Origin of the sequence: uncultured Methylobacterium sp., assembly GCF_964242245.1 — a bacterium.
GTDB lineage: Bacteria > Pseudomonadota > Alphaproteobacteria > Rhizobiales > Beijerinckiaceae > Methylobacterium.
Window position 1 is genome coordinate 1 of sequence record NZ_CAXTBY010000029.1, and the last position, 18,788, is coordinate 18,788.

13 protein-coding genes and 4 pseudogenes are annotated in these 18,788 nt (G+C 68.7%); 7 read left to right on the forward strand and 10 right to left on the reverse strand.

Annotated elements, in window-relative coordinates:
* A pseudogene (locus ACFE8Y_RS09045) lies at window positions 1-265 on the forward strand (transposase); the annotation flags it as partial.
* Here the strand turns inward: ACFE8Y_RS09045 and ACFE8Y_RS09050 are convergent.
* Window positions 263-361: pseudogene (locus ACFE8Y_RS09050) on the reverse strand (transposase); the annotation flags it as partial. The pseudogenes ACFE8Y_RS09045 and ACFE8Y_RS09050 sit on opposite strands and share 3 nt — an antisense overlap.
* Before the next feature lie 724 nt (window positions 362-1,085).
* Between ACFE8Y_RS09050 and ACFE8Y_RS09055 the strand changes: the two are divergent.
* Entirely contained in the window at window positions 1,086-2,867 is a 1,782-nt protein-coding gene (locus ACFE8Y_RS09055) for an ATP-binding protein (RefSeq protein WP_375464056.1), read from the forward strand.
* Between the two features lie 174 nt (window positions 2,868-3,041).
* On the opposite strand, the gene ACFE8Y_RS09060 is transcribed toward ACFE8Y_RS09055, so the two are convergent.
* Both ACFE8Y_RS09060 and ACFE8Y_RS09065 read right to left on the reverse strand, forming a co-directional pair.
* Window positions 3,042-5,684 (reverse strand): EAL domain-containing protein, encoded by a 2,643-nt coding sequence (locus ACFE8Y_RS09060; protein WP_375464057.1) that lies wholly within the window; start codon window positions 5,682-5,684, stop codon window positions 3,042-3,044.
* Between the two features lie 191 nt (window positions 5,685-5,875).
* Entirely contained in the window at window positions 5,876-6,607 is a 732-nt protein-coding gene (locus ACFE8Y_RS09065) for a PRC-barrel domain-containing protein (protein ID WP_375464058.1), read from the reverse strand.
* A gap of 890 nt (window positions 6,608-7,497) precedes the next feature.
* Here ACFE8Y_RS09065 and ACFE8Y_RS09070 point away from each other — a divergent pair.
* Complete coding sequence (locus ACFE8Y_RS09070) at window positions 7,498-7,833, forward strand: hypothetical protein (protein WP_375464087.1); 336 nt, start codon at window positions 7,498-7,500, stop codon at window positions 7,831-7,833.
* Window positions 7,834-7,988: 155 nt separating this feature from the next.
* On the opposite strand, the pseudogene ACFE8Y_RS09075 reads toward ACFE8Y_RS09070, so the two are convergent.
* A pseudogene (locus tag ACFE8Y_RS09075) lies at window positions 7,989-8,327 on the reverse strand (integrase arm-type DNA-binding domain-containing protein); the annotation flags it as partial.
* Between ACFE8Y_RS09075 and ACFE8Y_RS09080 the strand changes: the two are divergent.
* Window positions 8,317-8,543, forward strand: a pseudogene (locus ACFE8Y_RS09080) (IS481 family transposase); the annotation flags it as partial. The pseudogenes ACFE8Y_RS09075 and ACFE8Y_RS09080 overlap by 11 nt on opposite strands.
* A gap of 70 nt (window positions 8,544-8,613) precedes the next feature.
* Here the strand turns inward: ACFE8Y_RS09080 and ACFE8Y_RS09085 are convergent.
* The 4 genes from ACFE8Y_RS09085 to ACFE8Y_RS09100 form a co-directional block, all read right to left on the reverse strand.
* On the reverse strand, window positions 8,614-9,378 hold the full coding sequence (locus ACFE8Y_RS09085; RefSeq protein WP_375464059.1) for a nucleotidyltransferase family protein: 765 nt from the start codon (window positions 9,376-9,378) through the stop codon (window positions 8,614-8,616).
* Window positions 9,375-11,057, reverse strand: coding sequence for a tRNA (adenosine(37)-N6)-threonylcarbamoyltransferase complex ATPase subunit type 1 TsaE (tsaE, locus tag ACFE8Y_RS09090; protein ID WP_375464060.1), 1,683 nt, complete (start codon window positions 11,055-11,057; stop codon window positions 9,375-9,377). The genes ACFE8Y_RS09085 and tsaE overlap by 4 nt, the downstream gene beginning before the upstream one ends.
* An 85-nt stretch (window positions 11,058-11,142) precedes the next feature.
* The gene (locus ACFE8Y_RS09095; protein ID WP_375464061.1) at window positions 11,143-11,766 is read right to left on the reverse strand and encodes a FecR domain-containing protein; all 624 of its coding nucleotides are present in this window, start codon (window positions 11,764-11,766) and stop codon (window positions 11,143-11,145) included.
* A gap of 53 nt (window positions 11,767-11,819) precedes the next feature.
* Complete coding sequence (locus ACFE8Y_RS09100; RefSeq protein ID WP_375464062.1) at window positions 11,820-13,079, reverse strand: EAL domain-containing protein; 1,260 nt, start codon at window positions 13,077-13,079, stop codon at window positions 11,820-11,822.
* A gap of 189 nt (window positions 13,080-13,268) precedes the next feature.
* On the opposite strand from ACFE8Y_RS09100, the gene ACFE8Y_RS09105 reads away from it, so the two are divergent.
* Together ACFE8Y_RS09105 and ACFE8Y_RS09110 are read left to right on the forward strand one after the other, a co-directional pair.
* Window positions 13,269-15,410 (forward strand): CHASE2 domain-containing protein, encoded by a 2,142-nt coding sequence (locus ACFE8Y_RS09105; protein WP_375464063.1) that lies wholly within the window; start codon window positions 13,269-13,271, stop codon window positions 15,408-15,410.
* A gap of 167 nt (window positions 15,411-15,577) precedes the next feature.
* A complete protein-coding gene (locus tag ACFE8Y_RS09110) occupies window positions 15,578-16,300 on the forward strand; it encodes a sulfite exporter TauE/SafE family protein (protein ID WP_375464064.1) in 723 nt (240 codons plus the stop codon).
* Between the two features lie 71 nt (window positions 16,301-16,371).
* On the opposite strand, the gene ACFE8Y_RS09115 is transcribed toward ACFE8Y_RS09110, so the two are convergent.
* Window positions 16,372-17,028: a methyltransferase gene (locus tag ACFE8Y_RS09115; protein ID WP_375464065.1), complete on the reverse strand. Its 657-nt coding sequence runs from the start codon at window positions 17,026-17,028 to the stop codon at window positions 16,372-16,374.
* Window positions 17,025-18,194: a glycosyltransferase gene (locus ACFE8Y_RS09120; RefSeq protein ID WP_375464086.1), complete on the reverse strand. Its 1,170-nt coding sequence runs from the start codon at window positions 18,192-18,194 to the stop codon at window positions 17,025-17,027. Before ACFE8Y_RS09120 ends, ACFE8Y_RS09115 begins: the two co-directional genes overlap by 4 nt.
* Window positions 18,195-18,244: 50 nt before the next feature.
* On the opposite strand from ACFE8Y_RS09120, the gene ACFE8Y_RS09125 reads away from it, so the two are divergent.
* Entirely contained in the window at window positions 18,245-18,688 is a 444-nt protein-coding gene (locus ACFE8Y_RS09125; RefSeq protein WP_375464066.1) for a GNAT family acetyltransferase, read from the forward strand.
* Window positions 18,689-18,788 lie beyond the last annotated feature (100 nt).

An 18,788-nucleotide genomic window follows, 5' to 3' on the forward strand; every position in this document is an offset into this window, starting at 1 on the left:
TGCGGCCTCCTTCAAGATGAGCTTCTCCAGGGTCAGGTCCGAGATGGCTCGACGACACGGTCCTGCCGAAGAAGGGCACGCTCTGCGCTTCGGCACGGTGCTGGCGGATGCGGGCTATGGCGTCAGCGCCGCCTTCCGTCACGGCCTGGATGCGTGGGGCCTGCGCTGAGCCGTCGGCATCGTGAAGAACCAGAAGGTCTACGCGGCCGACGTGCAGATCATGCCGCCGACCGGTCGCGCTCGCAAGCCCGCGCCGGACCGGGAGGAAGCCCATGAAGCTGCGGGCGGTCTTTTCGTATCGGGTGGCGACGGCGCGCCATTCTTTGAGGCGTGCCCAGAGGCGCTCGACCTGGTTGCGGTTGGTCTGTGGCGAGGCGGTTGCCGAGCGTGGCGACCACGCCGTGTTCTGACGATGCTCAGATCCGAATGGCGCCAGCTGATGGAGCGACCTTCCGATTAGGGTGGCAACCGAACCCTGGCCTTTCGCCCCGAAGCGGACGTTCCGCCTCCGACCCTCCTACGACATTCGCTTAACTGCACCGTAGGATGGACGCGGTCGATCGCGTGGCAGTCCTTGTACGCGCGCGCCGCTATCGCGCGTCGGCCGCTGCGCTGGCGAAGACGTAGTAGCGACTGCTAATGATGACGGGCTGTCCTACTGGTAGCAGTCAGGCGAGGGTTTAGCGCGGGTGGACGTGGCTAGCGAGAGCGCATCGAATTTCAGGAACGAAGCCCATGCCAACGCCGCGGCGTTGTTTGCCGGCCTCGGCGAGGTACGTTCGCTTGCGCGAGATTTTGATTGGACGACTACCCCCCTTGGGCCGACCACTGGTTGGTCACCGGCGCTTCGGACCTTAGCGCGGTCGATTTTCGACTCACCCTTCCCGATCTGCCTTTGGTCGGGTCCACGTTACGCCCTCATCTATAATGATCCTTACCGTAGGATTCTGGCCGCCAAACACCCTGCGGCCCTCGGGCAACCCGGCTCTAGCGTCTGGGCCGAAATCTGGGGAGAGCTTCAACCCCAGTTCGACAGCATTCGGGCAGGGGGCGAACCGCTCTACTTCGAGGATGCTCCATTCATCATGGCGCGGCTCGAAGGCGGTGGCACGGAGACCGCATGGTTCAACTACTCGCTTTCCGCTTTGCGCGACGAAGATGGAAGTGTTGCCGCGGTTCTCAATATCACGCCCGAAACGACTGCCCGCGTCGTTCTCGAACGTCGTCTGACCGAGGAACAAACGGCGCTCGCGATGAGCGAGGCGCAGTTGCGCGAACTGAACGAAACCCTAGAGGCTCAAGTCGAGGCGCGCTCAGCGGAACGCGATCGACTGTGGAACCTCTCCCAGGACATGCTGGCGCGGGCGGACTATACCGGCATGATGTCGGCGGTCAGTCCCGCCTGGACGCGGGTGCTCGGCTGGACCGAGCGCGATTTGCTCACGCGGGGCTACGGGACCTTCATGCATCCCGACGATGAGCCTCCTACGCTCGAGGCGATCGGGCGCATGGCGGAAACGGGCCAGCCCGCCCGCTTCGAGAACCGCATCAGCACCAGCGATGGCGACTGGAAGTCCATCGAGTGGACTGTCGCTCCGGAGCGGGATGGCGTGAACTTCATCGCCGTCGGACGTGACCTGAGCGTCGCCAAGGCGCGCGAGGCGGAACTCGCGACGGCGCAGGAGGCGTTGCGGCAATCGCAGAAGATGGAGGCTGTGGGTCAGTTGACCGGCGGCTTGGCGCACGACTTCAACAACCTGCTCGCGGGCATCTCCGGGTCCCTGGAGTTGATGCAGACCCGGATGGGCCAAGGCCGCTTCAACGACGTCGAGCGCTACATGGCCGCCGCGCAGGGTGCCGCGAAGCGGGCCGCGGCCCTGACCCATCGCCTGCTGGCCTTCTCGCGGCGCCAGACCCTCGACCCCAGACCCACCGACGCGAACCGGCTGGTCTCTAGCATGCAAGAGCTGGTGCAGCGCACGGTTGGCCCGCAAATCACCATCGAAGTCGTCGGGGCGTCGGGTGCTTGGCCGGCCCTGGTCGATCCGTCCCAGCTTGAGAACGCCCTGCTCAACCTGTGCATCAACGCCCGCGATGCGATGCCGGACGGTGGCCGGATCACCATCGAGACTGCCAACAGGTGGCTCGACGAACGGGTGGCCCGTCAGCAGGACATGCCGGAAGGGCAGTACCTGACCCTCAGCGTCACCGACACCGGTACGGGCATGCCGCCGGAGGTGATCGAGCGGGTGTTCGAACCGTTCTTCACCACCAAGCCGCTCGGCGAAGGCACGGGCCTCGGCCTATCCATGATCTACGGGTTCGCCCAGCAGTCCGGCGGACAGGTGCGGATCTACTCGGAGGTCGACAAGGGCACGACGGTCTCGATCTACCTGCCGCGCCATTACGGCGAGCTTGATGCGGAGGAATCCCCCGCTCCACCCTCGTCGCTTCCCCGCTCCGAGCAGGGCGAGACCGTTCTGGTCGTGGACGACGAGCCGACTGTGCGCATGCTGGTCACCGACATCCTTGAGGATCTCGGCTACACCGCCATCGAAGCGGGCGATAGCGTCGCGGGCCTCAAAGTCCTTCAGTCCGACGTGCGCATTGACCTTCTCGTGACCGATGTCGGGCTGCCCGGCGGTATGAATGGCCGTCAGATGGCCGATGCCGCGCGCACATCTCGGCCGTCCCTCCAGGTGCTGTTCATTACGGGCTACGCCGAGAACGCCGTGTTCGGGAATGGGCATCTCGCACCCGGTATGGCGGTCATGACCAAGCCCTTCGCCGTCGAAACGATGGCTGCCCGTATCCGCTCGATGATCGAGGCATCGCGTGTCGACGCGCTCAGGCGGCGGAGAGTTTAGCAGCTTCGAATATGCGCAGCACTGACCCGTTGCAGAAGGTCGGAAGGTCCGCTTCCCGGCAGTTGATGAAACAGAGTCGTTCGACCGGGCCGGGTGGGAAACGGTCTGGCTGCTTTCAGTCGCGTCCGTTCCTTAAGCAGCCATCGATCCTGCGGTTGAAGCCTGACGGCTGCTTCAGGCCGCCTTCCGAGGGGTTTGCTCCCTCATGAATGCCAGGGCCTCCTCCGGCGTCATCGGCTTACCGAACAGGAAGCCCTGGACTTCGGTGCAGCCCGTCTGGGTTACGAGGGCGAGCTGATCCTCCGTCTCGACCCCCTCGGCGGTGATGGCGGTCCCAAGACGCTCGCCGATGCTGACCACGGCGCGGACGATGGCCTGCGCGTCGGGGTCGTCGATCTCGCGTACGAACGACCGGTCGATCTTGATCTTGTCGAACGGGAAGCGCCGAAGGTAACTCAGGCTGGAGTACCCCGTCCCGAAATCGTCCAGCGCGATGCGTACGCCGATGGACCGTAGCCTGTGCAGGCAGGCGATGACCGCATCGCTATCCTGGATCATCAGGCTCTCGGTGATCTCTAGTTCAAGCCTGTCGGCCGCGAGACCGGAGACCGCAAGGGCATTTGCGACGGCCGCTTCGAGGCCGGGCTGTTGGAACTGAATCGCCGAGACGTTGACGGCGATGCGAGCCTCGCTCGGCCATGACGCAGCGAAGCGACAGGCCTCCTCCAGGGCCCAGGCCCCAAGGGGGACCACCAAGCCGGTCTCCTCGGCAATCGGGATGAACTCGGCCGGCGATACCATCCCGTGGGTCGGATGCGGCCAACGCATCAAAGCCTCGAAGCCACGGACCTGCCCATTTGCCAGTGCGACGACGGGTTGATAATGCAGCCGGAAGTCCCCCTTGCGATGAGCCAGATGCATATCGAACTCAAGCTTGTTCCGCTTCTCCAGGGCTTCGTCCATTCCCTTGGTATAGACCTGGAAGCTGTTCCGCCCGGCTGCCTTGGCCCGGTACAGGGCGAGGTCGGCGTGGCGATGCAGGAGGTCCACCTCTAGGCCATGCTCCGGTGCGACCGCGACCCCGACGCTCGCGCCGACGGTCACCACCTGGCTGCCGAGATGGATGGGTTGGCCAAGGGCGTCGATGACCGCCTGCGCTAGGGTCCGAGCACACCCAAGCCCGGTGGGCTCCCGCAGAATGATCGCGAACTCGTCCCCGCCCAGGCGGGCAATGACGTCGTCATTTCCCACCGTCGCCCTCAATCGGTCGGCGACGACCCGCAGAAGCCCGTCACCGGCATGGTGTCCGAGGGTGTCGTTGACGGTCTTGAAGCGGTCGAGATCCAGGCATAGCAGCGCGGTTTGGCCGTTTCCGTTCCCGAGACTGGCGAGCAGACGTTCGAGGGTGGTGTGGAAGACCACGCGATTGGGCAGGCCGGTGAGATCGTCGTGGCTCGCAACGTAGGCGATGCGGGCCTCGGAGGCCTTGCGATCCGTGATGTCGATCTGGAGCCCAACGCAGCGGGCGGGCTCGCCGCCCTCGTCCCCGAGCATCCGTCCGAAGGACTGCATCCATCGCGGTTCGGCCGGGACCGCCGGGTTGGCGATGCGGAACTCGCAACTGTAGGTCGAGCGGTCCGTGATGGCACGCTTCACCTCGGTCCAGACCCCGGCTAGGTCGTCGGGATGGACCTGGGCCTTCCAATCGGCCAGCGGGATCTCCATCGCGTTCTGTCCGTCCGGTACCGGAAGGTTGTGCATGCGGGCGCTCATCGGGGAGAGCCGGACGACGTCGTTGCGCATGTCCCACTCCCAGATGCCCGCCTCGGCCGCCTCCTGGGCCAGTCGCAACAGGTCGCCGGTCTCCTTCAATTCGTTCTGCGCCGCGATGATGTGGTCGATGTCGAGGGCCGTACCAAGCCATTCGATCACCTCTCCGCCGCGCTGAAGCGGGATCATGACGATCCTGTGCCAGCGGTAGTTCCCGTCATGCCGCCTGAGGCGACCTTCGAGCTCGAAAGCCTGCTTCCGTGTTACGGCGGCCTCCCAGGCGCACGACATGCGGTCGACATCGCCTGGATGGTTGCGGCTATGGAGCCGTCCGATGAATTCGTCGGTCTCGCCATAGTAGGCGCGGAAGCTTGCGTTCCTGTAGGCGGTGACACGGTCCTCGGGCGAGACGGTCCAGACCATCTGCGGTAGTGCATCGGCGAGCGAGGCGTAGCGGGTTTGGGCGTCGCGCAAGGCACCATCGGTGTCCGCCAGCGTCGCCGCCACGCGGTGATGCTCGGTCCGATCCTGGTAGACGCGTAGGTTTGCGGTCACGACCTCGGCCAAGTCTCGAAGTTGGTCGGCCTGCTCGGTCGTGAAGCGCCGCGGCTTGATGTCGATGATGCAGAGCGATCCGACCCGAATGCCGGACCTCAGGATCAGCGGTGCGCCGGCATAGAAGCGGATGCCCGGTCCCCCCGTGACCAGGGGGTTTGTTTTGAACCGGGCATCGTCCCGAGCATCCTCGACGACAAGGACCTCATCGGCCTGGATGGTATGGTTGCAGAACGCTACGTCCCGGGACGTCCCATCGTCGCTCATCCCGCAGCGTGCCTTGAACCACTGCCGATCCTCGTCGAGAAGCGAGATGAGGGTGATCGGCGTTCCGAACAAGACCTGAGCCGTTCGGCATATCGCGTCGAACTGGGTCTCCGGTGCGGTATCGAGGATGTTCAGGTCACGCAGGGCGGCAAGGCGCTCGGCCTCATTGGCAAGTCGCAACAAGGCGATGTTCCTCGGCGTGAAATCCAGGATCGGGCGATCCACTATCTTCGGAACGAACTTAAACGTGAGGTCTCGCTTACGGCGAGTTAATCAATCCTCAATACAGCCTGGATCGCTGCCGAAATCTTACGGTGAGAACAGGCCTATCCCCGAGCAGCCCTTTTAAGCTCGGCGTCGCGAACGGGAGATGACGTCGACGTCCTACCACTTCACGCTCAGGGGCAGCCGCGGCGTCATCGTCGTTCGAACAGGGCGTCGTTTCGATTGCGCCAGGCGTTGTCGGAGAGCCACTTGTAATCCTGATCTGGCATGAGAGGGATGCTCCTGAGCTCGGAGTCTGGAAGGGGGAGGAAGAAGCTATCCCGCTCCTGCGACACCTTGAGGGAACGGATCGGTACGACGATGCTGTCCTTGCCGGGGGTGAAGAAGCCACCCGACGCGACGATGGCGTAGTCCCGGCGGTCCTTGCTCCCGAAGATGACGTTCCTCACCTCGCCGACGATCCTGTCGTCGGAGCTGCGAACTTCCGCACCGACGATCTGGTCCGCCCTCAATCCAAGCACGAGATCATCGACACTCACGAGCGGCATGGCGCCCTTCTGGTCGCGCCGGCCTTCCGTCGCTCCGCGCCGAACCTTCGGGTCCCGCGCCGCCATCTGTTCCTCAGCCGCATCCTCATCGTTGTCGCCCAGGCTGGTCATGGCAGGTCCTGCAATCAGTTCGCGGATGTTGGCCATCAGACGCTCGCAGTCCGCATGGCGTCCATAGGACCACAGGGTGAACGCCGCATCCCGTAGGCTCCGGAGATCCCTCACGGTCTGGCGATTGGCAGGCCCGTGAAGGTCAGGCCTTTGAAGGATGGCCTCCTCAAGCTTGGCATCCGCAATCTGACATTCGGCAAGGGCGGCGGCGCCCCCGAGAGTGCTGAGAAGGGCGACGGCGAGAATGAATCTAAGCGCGTCCATTAAGGGCCTTGGCTGCAATCGGCGAACAGTCAAAAGTAATTTATAGACTGTTTTGACACTATATAATCTAAATTATGATATCAGGACCACCCTTGAAGCGGAGCCCTGGCTTCGACCGTTGAAACATACTGCCTGCCAGGAATTACCTCTTTATCCTCGCGGTCGCCGGTGAGCCTTTTTGCTCGTTGCTCTCCGACGTGATGATAGAGGGAGCCCTGTCGTCCATTCGCTGAGTGCGACTGCGCCAAGCTCTCGACGGATACACGTTTTCCGCTGATGGGATCTAATATCATCACAATACACCTCGCCACCGAAAATCGAGCAGAGCTCTACTACGCTCAAGGTTAAGAGCTCACTGCGGCATATGTTCCGAATTTATTTCTAAAACACGTTTTTTTATTTCAAAAAGGGAGGTTCATTGGCCCAAAACCGGAGATCGGATATTGTTTTTCCCTTCTTAAAGGGCATCTGATATGGATCGCTGGCCAATAATTTTGGGCGTCGGCGCCTGAGAGTTCGATGTGCTCCCGCCTGGTCCACTCGGGGAGCGACAGGGCGCGCAGTACCTTCGACATACGCGACGAGCGCGTCTCCATCACCCAGGGTTTGGTCGAGTGCCTCGGACCCTCCGCAGTCCGTGGCGATATCCGACGCGCCGCCATGCTAATCTTCGGGAACTTGCCCATCGCAGAGACCGTGTTTCAACTCGCCATCGTCGTGCGGGATGCCTCCGGCGTCTGCGTGCTGACGGCGGAGGTATTTTCCTTCCCCGCTGAGACGCCCAAGCTCGCGAGAGAGACGACTGGGGCCTGGTTGCCCCTCGGTCCAGGTCCGTTGGTACGCAAGATCCTGGATAAACCTCCCCTTCTTGCGTCGACAGGAGCACCGACTTGAGGGGTCCCGAGGGCTCAGACCCGTCACTCCATAGCCGGAACGCCGCGCTCGAAGCGGAAATCGCGCGCCTGAGGCGGGCCCTCGACGAAGCGGGTCTCGGCCTCGGCATGATGGGCGGTCCGGCGACGCTGGTCGAGCGGCTCTTCGACGGTTTTCTCGACGGCGGCCCAACCCGGATCGCACCGGCTAACGACCGTGGCGCACCGCCCGAACCGGCGCGTAATCCCTTCGCCGGGACCGCCGCCGAGGCCCGCCGCAGCGCTGAGCGCGCACAGGAGGACACCGCCAGAGACGACTGGTGGGACGAGCGTCGGGCCAGGGCCCGGGACTGAGGAGGGATCCGCGCCGATGGGCACGCCCGGATCCCGCCGAGTAGGCCGACAGTCCGCGCAGCCGTGCCTGGGCCACCCCTCACCACAGCCTTTGCACGAAGCCCTGTCTTGAACACCGTGGCGGTTTTCCCAGCCTGGACGTCACGCACGAACCGCTGAACATCGGCTGGCGTCAGATCCTTGACTTTGCGATTACCCAGCAGAGGCTTGATGTGCCGCCTGATCCGGCCGCGATCGACATACAGCGTCGACAGCTTCTTGGCTCGCCCGCGCTTGCCCATGATCAGGCCCTTGTCGGCGGCAGCGAGATAGGCGTCGCACAACTCGGTCACCGTCATCGCGGAGCGGTTGATTGCCTTCTCTTCCGCCGGGTCCTCACCCTTCGCCACGCGTCCCAGCAACACCTTGGCGGCCTTGCGCGCATCCTCTGCCGTGACGGCACCGTGCAAGCCGATCGTGACCCTGCGTGTTCGACCGGCGTGCCGGTACTTCATCGAGGCGGTCCCTGACTGCCTCCACACCGGGCTCACCGATCAAGGGCATGCCGTTCACGTCACGTCGAAGGGATCGCTTACGACAGCCAGCCCATCTTCGATCGGGTCTGTGACAAGCACGGCATCGACCACCGTTTGACCAAGGTGAGCCATCCCTGGACCAACGGCCAGGTCGAGCGGATGGACCGCACCCTCAAGGATGCGACGGTCATTCGAGGGCTCTCAAACGTCGCAACCTCAGTTTCCTCAGAACGGATCGGATGGACAACCTATCGAAAGCTCGCAGCTAGCCCTCCCGCGCGCTGAGCCGCACGCGCTCCTCCGCCGCGCGGATCGCTTCGGGTGTGCCGACGTGGAGCCACTGGCCGTCGAGGCGCAGGCCCGAGAGGCGGCCAGCCTCGATGGCGCGGTCGAACAGCAGGTTGAGGGAGAAGGCGCCGTCCGGCGTGTCGGCGAACAGGCCGGGCTTCAGGATCGCCACGCCCGCGTAGATGAACGGGGCGACACGGCGCTCGCCGCGCCGCGCGAGGCGGCCGTCGGCGTCCATGACGAAGTCGCCCGCGCCCTCGTAGCCGAGGCTCGTCGTGGTGGGGGCCACGAGGAGCAGGATGTCCATAATGGTCCCGTCCCAGGCCGCGACCAAGCGGGCGAGGTTCGGAGCCGGGCCCTCCAGCCAGAACGAATCCGCGTTGAACACGAGGAAGGGCGTATCGCCGAGAAGCGCCAGCGCCCGCTTCACGCCGCCGCCGGTCTCCAGGAGCGCCGCACGCTCGTCCGAGACCAGGATGCGCGGCGCGCCCCCGCGCTTGGCGAGGTGGGCCTCGATGAGGTCGGGCAGGTAGTGGACGTTGACCACCGCGGTCTCGATGCCGCCCTCGGTCGCCCGGTCGAGGGCGTGATCGAGGAGCGCCTTGCCGGCGACCTCGACCAGGGGTTTGGGCACCGTCGCGGTGACGGGCCGCATGCGCTTGCCGAGCCCTGCCGCGAGGACGAAGGCGCGGGTGATGGCGGGCGGTGCCTCGGGGATCGGTGTCTCAGCGGTGTCGCTCATGCGCGGAGCTCGGACGGGGCCAGCAGGCCCGGCAGGTGCGCCTCGTGCCAGGCGCGCAAGGGGGCGAGCGCCGGGTGGGCGAGGTTTCGCGCGAGGTAGCCCTCGATCCGCGGCAGGTGGGCGAGGTAGCCGGGCTTGCCGTCGCGGCGGTCCAGCCGGGCGAAGATGCCCAGGATCTTCGTGGCGCGCTGGGCGGCGAGGAGCGCGTAGGCGGTGGCGAAGGCGCCGACGTCGAAGGCCGGGTCACGGGCGCGGCGCTCGCGGGCGTAGAGGCCGAGCAGGCGCAGCTCGAACTCGGCGTCGGCGTCGACGCGGGCGTCCTGGAGCAGCGAGGCGACGTCGTAGGCCGGGTGGCCGAGGACCGCGTCCTGGAAGTCGATCAGGCCGACGCGCTCCAGCCCGTCGCGCTCGGGCAGCCAGATCAGGTTGGGCGAGTGGTAGTCGCGCAAGGTCCAGGTCGGTCGGGCGGGGACGGCCCCCGTCAGCGCCTCGGCCCAGAGGGCGCCGAATTCGGCCCGCGCCTCGGGCGACAGCGTCACGCTGCGGATCGCCGGGGCGTACCACTCGGGCAGAAGCTCGGTCTCGAACAGCAGCGCCTCGACATCGTAGGCCGGGAGCACGTGGTCGATGCCCTCGGCCACCGGCAGGATGCCCGGCAGCTCGGTGGCGTGGAGCCGGGCGAGCAGCCGCGTTGCCTCGCTGTAGCGCTCCGGCCGCGGTCCGCTCGCGTCCACCACGGGCTCGGTGCCGAGGTCTTCGAGGATCAAGAGCCCCGCGTCGAGGTCCTCGCCGTAGATGCGCGGCGCCGAGAAGCCGAGCGCCCGCAGGGCCCGGTCGACGGCGACGAAGGCGTGGACGCTCTCGGCGAGCTTGACGATGGCGCTGTAGGGCTTGCCGTCGCGCACCGGCGGCCCGTCGGCGCGCGGCGGCGAGACCATCAGCACGGCGCGCGCGCCGTCCGGCTTCGTCAGGCGCTCGTAGGCGCGCGACGAGGCGTCGCCCTGCATCAGCACGCGCTCCGCCGCGTCCCAGCCGCTGCGGGCCAGAAGCGCACGGACCGCGCGGGCCCGGTCGAGGCGCGCGCGCATGCCCGCGGTGCCCGTCAGCCGCGCGAACCGCGAGCCCTCGCCGAACTCGGGCCGGAGCGAAAGCTCGACGGACAGGGTCGGCCCGTCGCGGGGCGGCAGGCGCTCGGGCCACTCGACCAGGGTGATCGCGCCCTCCGTCATCTCCTCGAAGCCGAGCTCGACCAGCTCGTCGGGTCCGCGCAGGCGATAGAGGTCGGCGTGGATGATCGGGCCGCTGCGGCCGTCGTAGGGCTGGATCAGGGTGAAGGTCGGGCTCGGAACCTCCAGGTCCGGGTCGCCCGACAGCTCGCGGATCAGCGCCCGCGCGAGGGTAGTCTTGCCGCCGCCCAAGCCCCCGGAGAGGGCCACGAGATCGCTCGGCATCAGGAACTCGGAGAGGAAGATGCCGAGATCCTCCGTCGCGCCCTCCTCGGGCAGGACGATCTCCCAGGCCGGCGGAGCCGGCTCGGTGACCTGTGCGACCGGCGGAGCCGGCTCGGTGGCGTGCTCGGCCGGCGGAGCCGGCTCGACGGGCGAGGCCGGCGGGGCATCCTGCGGCTGGAGATCCGGATCGTCCGCGCCCAAAACTGAAAACCCCCGAAGGCCCGGCATGCCCGCCGCCCCCGTCGACGGGCGGGGACGCGGGCTTTGCCGTCGAAGGATCGTTAGCGCAAGATCGCCCGGACCGGGAGGGCGATCACCGCTCCGGGAAGCTGATCGTGGCGACCGCCCGCTTGGTGCGGTCCTCCGGCCACGGTGCCGCCGCCTGCGGCGCACGGCCGTCGTAGACCATGGTGCCCTGGCCCTTGCGCATCGTCACGGTGCCGCGGCGCGTCTTGAGGGTGACGATGCCGTCGAGGACGAGGACGCCGTAGCCGCCGTCGATGTGGCCGCCCCACACGGTGGTGCCGCGCACGCCGAGCGTGCCGACCGCGGTCCGGATCGCGACGTTGCCGCCGGTCGGGCCCTCGATCTTGCCGCCGACGAACAGGAAGGCGCCGCGCACGACGTTGAGCCCGAGCTTCCCCCCGGGCTGGCCGGGGCGGTAGACGAAGGCGTCGATGGTGATCTTGCCTTGCTCGCCCATCGTCACCTTGGTGCCGTCGGCGAGCTCCGCTTCCAACCGCGAGGCCTCGCCCGTGCGGATCATGTCGCTGAAGAAGACCGGGCCCGTGGGCGCCATGTCGCGCGGCGCGCCCTCGACGACGGCGACCGCTTGGCGCTCGACCTTGTCGACCCGGCCGACCTGGGCCGGCGTCGCTGCGGCGGGGAGAACCGCCACGAGGCTGAGGGCTGCGGTAAGGAGGGTGGGGCGCATCATGTCGGCAGTGTCCTTGCGGGGCTTCCAGGGACGGGCGAGGGCGGGAAAGAGAATCAGGCTGCCGCGACCCGCCGCGCAGCGCGCCCGGCGGCGTTCCAGCCCTTGATCAGGGTGATCGTGTCGGAGAGCGGCACCGGACGACCGTAGAAGTAGCCCTGCCCGAAGGCGCAGCCCATCTCGGAGAGCGCCTCGGCCTCGGCGGCCTCCTCGATGCCCTCGGCGACCACCGGGATGCCGATCTCGTCGGCGAGCCTCAGGATCGTCTTGATGATCTGGCGGTTGCACGGATCGGTCAGCATCGCCCGCACGAAGGCCCGGTCGACCTTCAGCGTGGTGATCGGCAGGGTGCTGAGGTAGCTCAGGGACGAGTATCCGGTCCCGAAATCGTCGATGGCGATGCCCATGCCGGCCTGCCGGCACAGGGTGAGCGCGTCCGAGGCGCCGACCGGGTCGCGCATCAGCGTGCTCTCGGTGATCTCGAGCTTGAGGGTCTCCGGGGCGATGCCGGTGGTCCGCAGCATCTCGCCGATCATCTCGGGGAAGGACGCGCGGGCGAGGTCGTGGCCGGTGATGTTCACGGACAGGAACAGCGGGCCGTCGGCGGCGGCCGGGTTGTGCAGGGCGGCCAGCATGATCTCCGGCATGATCCGGCCGATCTCGGAGACGACCCAGGTGGTGATCTCGACGATCAGCCCGCTCGCCTCCGCGACGGGGATGAACTCCATCGGCGGCACGAGGCCGCGTTCGGGGTGACGCCAGCGGATCAGGGCCTCGAAGCCGGCAAGCAGCTCCGATCCGAGCCGCACGATCGGCTGGAGGAACAGCTCGAACTCCCCGCGGTCGAGGGCCCGGCGCAGCGCCCGCTCCAGGACCACGGTGGCGATGGTCGCGTCGAAGTCGGCCCTGGCCGTGTCCGACAGATCGATGGTGGCGGGCGCGATCTCCGCGATGGGGCCCTGCACCCTCAGGAGAGCTATGGTCTCGCGGTAGCGAGCCATCACCACGCCGAGGCAGAGGCGCAGGATCGGATCGGTCTGCGACAGGCGGTGCTTGATCTGGTCCTCGGACACGGGGACGAGAACGCACTCCTCGATCGCCCGGGCCGAGGCCGAGCGCGGATCGGAATCGAGGATCGCCATCTCGCCGAAGATCTCACCGGCGCCGCGCACGGCGATCAGCACCTCGGCGCCCTCGCGGCGCAGGTAGATCGCGATCCGCCCCGTGACGATGAGGTAGGCGAAGGCACCCGGCTCGCCCTCCTCGAAGAGCACGGTGCCGGCCGGGAGCGTGATGTGGGCGTAGGGGTCGTGCATGGCCTCGTCCGCACCGCGACCGCCGCACGGGCGATCGCGGCAACCATGCGCCCCGCACGTTAAGCGATTCGGAATCGCAATCACTTGGTTTTGAGAAAACTGCGCGCCCTTCATCAAATGCTTGGCGAACGGTGGGAGAATACAACCTCGACCGCAATACAACCTGTAGATGTTGCCATGAATACCTCCGTGCAACGGCTCCTGCGACGTGCGACCCCCGCGCTGCTCGGCATCGGCGTCGTCGCGGGTCTGCTGGCGGCCCGGATCGCCCTGCCGGACCCGTTCGAGCGGGTGCGGCTGGCGGTGTTCGACACCGCCCAGCGCGCGGCGCCGCGGCTCCGGGTCGAGGCGGATTCGCCCGTCCGGATCATCGACATCGACGATGCGTCGCTCGCCCGCCTCGGGCAATGGCCCTGGCCGCGCTCGCTCTTGGCCGGGCTGGTCGGCACGCTGCAGGACATGGGCGCCGCGTCGATCGCCCTCGACATGGTCTTCTCGGAGCCCGACCGGACTTCGCCCGCGCGCCTCGCGCAGGAATGGCAGGCGGCGCACGGCTGGCGCCTGGACGCCGACGGGGCGCCCCTGCCCGACCACGACCGGATGCTCGCCGAAACGATCGGCCGCGGGCGCGTCGTGCTCGGCTACGGCCTCGTCGGCCGCGAGAACGGCGCCCGCCCGGTGGCGGGGCCGAGCTTCGCCCTGATCGGCCCGGACCCGCGCGCGACCGTCCCGGCGTTTGCCGGCGCGGTGCCGAACCTCGCGATCCTGGATGCCGCGGGCGCCGGCCACGGCAGCTTCGCGATCGCCGCCGGGCGCGACGAGATCGTGCGCCGGCTCCCGCTGATCAGCGCCCGCGGGACCGCTCTCGTGCCCGCACTGTCCGTCGAGGCGCTGCGGGTCGCGCAGGGGGAGGACACCCTCAAGGTGCGCGCGGAGACGACTGAGGACGGCGCGGTCACCGGGTACCTGCTGCGGATCGGAACCCTCGACGTGCCGCTGGACCGGGAGGGCGCCTACTGGCTGCACCACGCCGGCACGCTCGCCGCGGAGGCGATCCCGGCTTGGCGCCTGCTCGATCCCCGGGCGGCGGCCGACCTCAGGGACAGGATCGCCGGCCGGATCGTTCTCGTCGGCACGAGTGCGACGGGGCTGTCGGACCTGCGCCCGACGCCGCTCAACGCGTTCGAGCCGGGCGTCGCGATCCACGCGGAGGCGATCGAGCAGATGGTGTCGGGCCTCCACCCGACACGGCCCGCCTGGGCGATCGGCGCCGAGGGCGCAGCGGCGGCAGCGCTCGCCCTGCTGATCGCCGGCCTCGCGGCGTTTACCGGGCTCAAGCAGGCCGGCGCGGCGGCGCTGGCCCTGCCGGCGGCGGTGCTCGCGGCGGCGTGGCTCGCCTTCACCCGCGGCCACCTGCTGCTCGACCCGAGCCTTCCGGTGATGGCGATGGCGGCGAGCTTCGGCGCCACCAGCCTGACGCGCCACCTGCTGGTCGAGCGCGACGCCTCGCGCCTCAAGACGGCGTTCACGCACTACCTCTCGCCGGACCTCGTCCAGGCGCTGGCCCGCGACCCCGACCGGTTGAAGCTCGGCGGCGAGACCCGGCCGATGACCTTCCTGTTCACCGACCTCGAAGGCTTCACCGCGATGACCGAGTCGCGCGGCGCGGAGGCGCTGGTCAGCCTGCTCAACGCCTACCTCGACGGCCTGTGCGGCGTCGCGATGGCGCACGGCGGCACCGTCGACAAGATCGTCGGCGACGCGGTGCACGTGATGTTCAACGCGCCGCTCGACCAGCCGGACCACGCCGCCCGCGCCGTCGCCTGCGCGCTCGCCATCGACGCCTTCGCGGTGGCCTTCGCCGCCGGGCAGCGGGCGCAAGGAGTGCCGTTCGGCGCGACCCGGATCGGCGTCAACACCGGGCCGGCGGTGGTCGGCAACTTCGGCGGCACGCGCCGGTTCGACTACACGGCGCACGGCGACGCCATCAACACCGCCGCGCGCCTGGAGGCGGCCAACAAGGCCCTCGGCACCCGGATCTGCGTGGCGGGGACCACGGTGGCGGCCTGCCCCGGCCTCGCCTTCCGCCCGATCGGCTCGCTGACCTTGCGCGGCAAGACCCACGCGGTCCCGGTCTTCGACCCGCTGCCGGCGGCGCAGGCCGGGGACGCGTTCAACCGGGATTACCTCGCCGCCTTCGCCCGCCTCGACGCGGACGGCGACGGCGCCGCGATCGAGACCCTCCACGAAGCGCGCCCGGACGATCCCGTCGTGGCGCTGCACGCCCGTCGCCTGCGGGCGGGCGAACGCTCGACGCGGATCGCGGCGTGATCGAGGGCTCGGTCGGGGCGCATCGCGCGCGCGGCGGACAACCGACGCTTTCTACCCGCGCGATCATCCAAGGTGAGCAGGAAGAGGACGCAGAGAGCGGAACGCTCGCGTGCGTTGTCCCAAGCTTCAAATTAGGGTGCTCCCACTCCGGCTAAGAAAATGCGCGCATGGGCCTGCTCCTCATCCTCGCCATCGGCCTCGTGGCGGGCGTCGTCAGCGGCGTCATCGGTACCGGCTCCTCGATCATGCTGGTGCCCGTGCTCGCCTACGTCTACGGACCCAAGGAAGCCGTTCCGATCATGGCGGTCGCCGCCGTCATGGCGAATGTCTCCCGTATCCTGGCATGGTGGCGGGAGGTCGATGGGCGGGCCGTCGCCGCCTACGCCGTGAGCGGCGTTCCCGCGGCGGCGCTGGGGGCCCGCACGATGCTCGTCCTGCCGCCCCGCGCCGTCGATCTGGCGATCGGCGCGTTTCTTCTCGCGATGATCCCCGCGCGCCGCTGGTTGGCCGCCAACCTCATCGCGTTGCGCCTATCCCACCTCGCGATCGCCGGAGCGGCGATCGGCTTCCTGACCGGCATCGTCGCCTCGACGGGGCCGGCGTCCGTTCCCGTCTTCATCGGGTATGGCTTGGCCAAGGGCGCGTTCATCGGCACGGAAGCCGCCGCGTCCCTCGCGATCTACGCGACCAAGACCCTGACATTCCAGGGTTCGGGGGCGCTGCCGGCCGATGACCTCCTCAAGGGACTCTGCGTCGGCGCGTCGTTGATGGTCGGCGCGTTCGCGGCCAAGCCGTTCGTGCTGCGCCTCGCCCCGGAGACGTTTCGGCACATCATGGACGCGTTGCTGCTGGCATCGGGCACGAGTCTCCTGTGGGGTGCCGCCGGTTAGCCTGCGCTGCCGGCGATGGTCCGCATCGGATGAGAACAGGGCATCCCGCAAGCTGTGTCCAGTCCGCAAGCTCATGCCCGAAACCGCCACACATGGCTCCGCTTGATCTCCGCATCCTCCAGCGCCCGCGTCACCGGCACGGCGTAGCTGGCGATCCGCTCCAGGCGGTCGCGCGGCAGGTAGGCGCGGCCCGGATCGCCGAGCAGCACCGTCGTGCCGGCGGCATGCAGGCGACCGAGCCAGCCGCTCACGGCGCCGGCGAGGTCGCGCTCGTAGAAGATGTCGGCGGCGAGCACGACGTCGGCCTCCGGCACCGTGTCGATCAGGTCCGCGCGGGTCGCGGCGATCCGGTCGGCGACGCCGTTGGCGGCGGCGTTGAGCGGGATCGCGGCGGCGGCGAAGGGGTCGAGGTCGCTCGCCGTGACCGAGGCCGCGCCGGACTTTGCTGCCGCGATTCCCACGAGGCCGGAGCCGGAGGCGAAGTCGAGCACGTGTCGGCCGGCGACGATCCCGGGATGGTCGAGGAGGTAGCGGGCGAGCGCCTGCCCCCCGGCCCAGGCGAAGGCCCAGAACGGCGGCGGCAGGCCGATCTTCGACAGTTCGTCCTCGGTCTTCTGCCACAGGGCCGTGGCCTCGTCGGCGACGTGCAGCACGATCTCCGGCGCGTGCGGCACCGGACGCAGGCGGGTGTTTTCGCGGACGAAGCGCGCCGCGTCGTCCGCGATCATGGCCCGAGCAGCGCGCGGTAGATCCCGCAGACGGCTTGCGCGACCGCGGCCTCCGAGAACCCGCCCTCGACGATCCGCCGCCGGGCCGCGGCACCGAGCCTTGCTGCGAGGCCGGGATCGGCGGCGAGCCGCACCAGCGCGGCGGCGAGCGCCGGGGCGTCGTCGGGGGGCACGACGAGGCCCTCGACGCCGTCGCGCACCAGCGTCCGGCACCCCGGCACGTCGGTGGTGAGCAGCGCCCGGCCGCAGGCGGCGGCCTCCAGCAGGGTCCGCGGCAACCCTTCCCCGCCGCGCGAGGGCAGGCAGCCGACGTGGGCAGCGGCGAACGCCGCCGCCGCGTCCCGGGTCGGGCCGTGCCACGCGACGCCGTCGCGGGACCATTCGCGCAGAGTCGCCTCGGGGATCGCCCGGCGGTTCGAGGGGTCCGGCGCGCCGTGCAGCGCGAGTTCGACGCAGGCCCCTCGGCCGCGCGCGAGCCGCACCGCCTCCACCGCCACGTCGATGCCCTTCGACCACAGCATCCGCGAGACGATGGCCACCCGCAGCGGCGGCGCGTCCGGCATCGGCCGCGGGGCGAAGACCTCCGGATCGACGCCGGCCCCGCCGACGATGGTCACGGCGGTGTCGGCCGGGTCGAGGCCGAGGGCGCCCGCATCGTCCGGATTCTCGAACAGGAAGCGGGTGCGCCGCGACGACAGCGGGCCGCGGATGAGCTGACGCAAACCCGCCCGCGCGAGGCGGCCGGCCGTGTCGGTCCGCGCGCCCACCAGCCCGAGCCCGGTCAGCGCGTAGACCCGGGTGGGGATGCCCGCCATCGCGGCCGCCGTCCCGCCGACGAGGATGCCGCGGAGCGCGATGCAGTGGACGATGTCGGCCTTCAGGGCCTTCAGGATCGCGGCGAGTTGGCCCGCCGCGTAGCCCGCCGCCATCGGGTTGAGGCTGGAGCGTTCCGCCTCCAGCGCCACCACCCGGGCGCCGGTGGCCGCGATGACGTCGCGATGGTCGCGCACCCGGGTCACGACCGCGACCGACAGGCCCATCGCCACCGCGGCCCGCGCCATGGGGAGGAAGTGCGAGGCGAAGAACCAGTCCTCGGTGACGACGAAGGCGAGGCACCGCGTCGGCGCGGCAAACGAGGGGTCGGGTGACGGTTCGGGCGCGTCCATCGCGGCGTGCTGTAGCATGTTGTCCGACCGGTGAGTCGAGGAGGCATGTCATGGTTTCGCAGACGGGTTCGCAGACGCCACGCCCCGAGATCCGGCCGCTGCGCGACGAGGACCGGGACGGTGTCAAGGACCTCTGGGCGCGCTGCGGGCTCGTGGTGCCGCACAACGATCCCGACGCCGACATCGCGCGGGCACGCGGGCGCGAGACGTCCGACATCCTGGTCGCCGGCGACCACCTGGGTGCGATCGTCGCGAGCGTCATGGTCGGCCACGACGGGCATCGCGGCTGGATCTACTACGTCGCCGTCGATCCCGACCGGCGCGAGACCGGACTCGGCCGCGCCATCGTCGGCGCGGCGGAGACGTGGCTGCGCGCGCGCGGCGTGCCCAAGGCGCAGCTCATGATCCGGGAGACGAACACGTCCGTGCGCGACTTCTACGCGGCTCTGGGCTGGCGCGAGAGCCCGCGGCTGGTGATGGAACGCTGGCTGTGATCGGGCGGCCGTCCGGCGGCTCCGATCGCGCGCCGCGACGGATGTGCGGGCGCCGGAACACGGCTGCTTCGCAACGGTTGAGGCCACACCCAAACGCAAG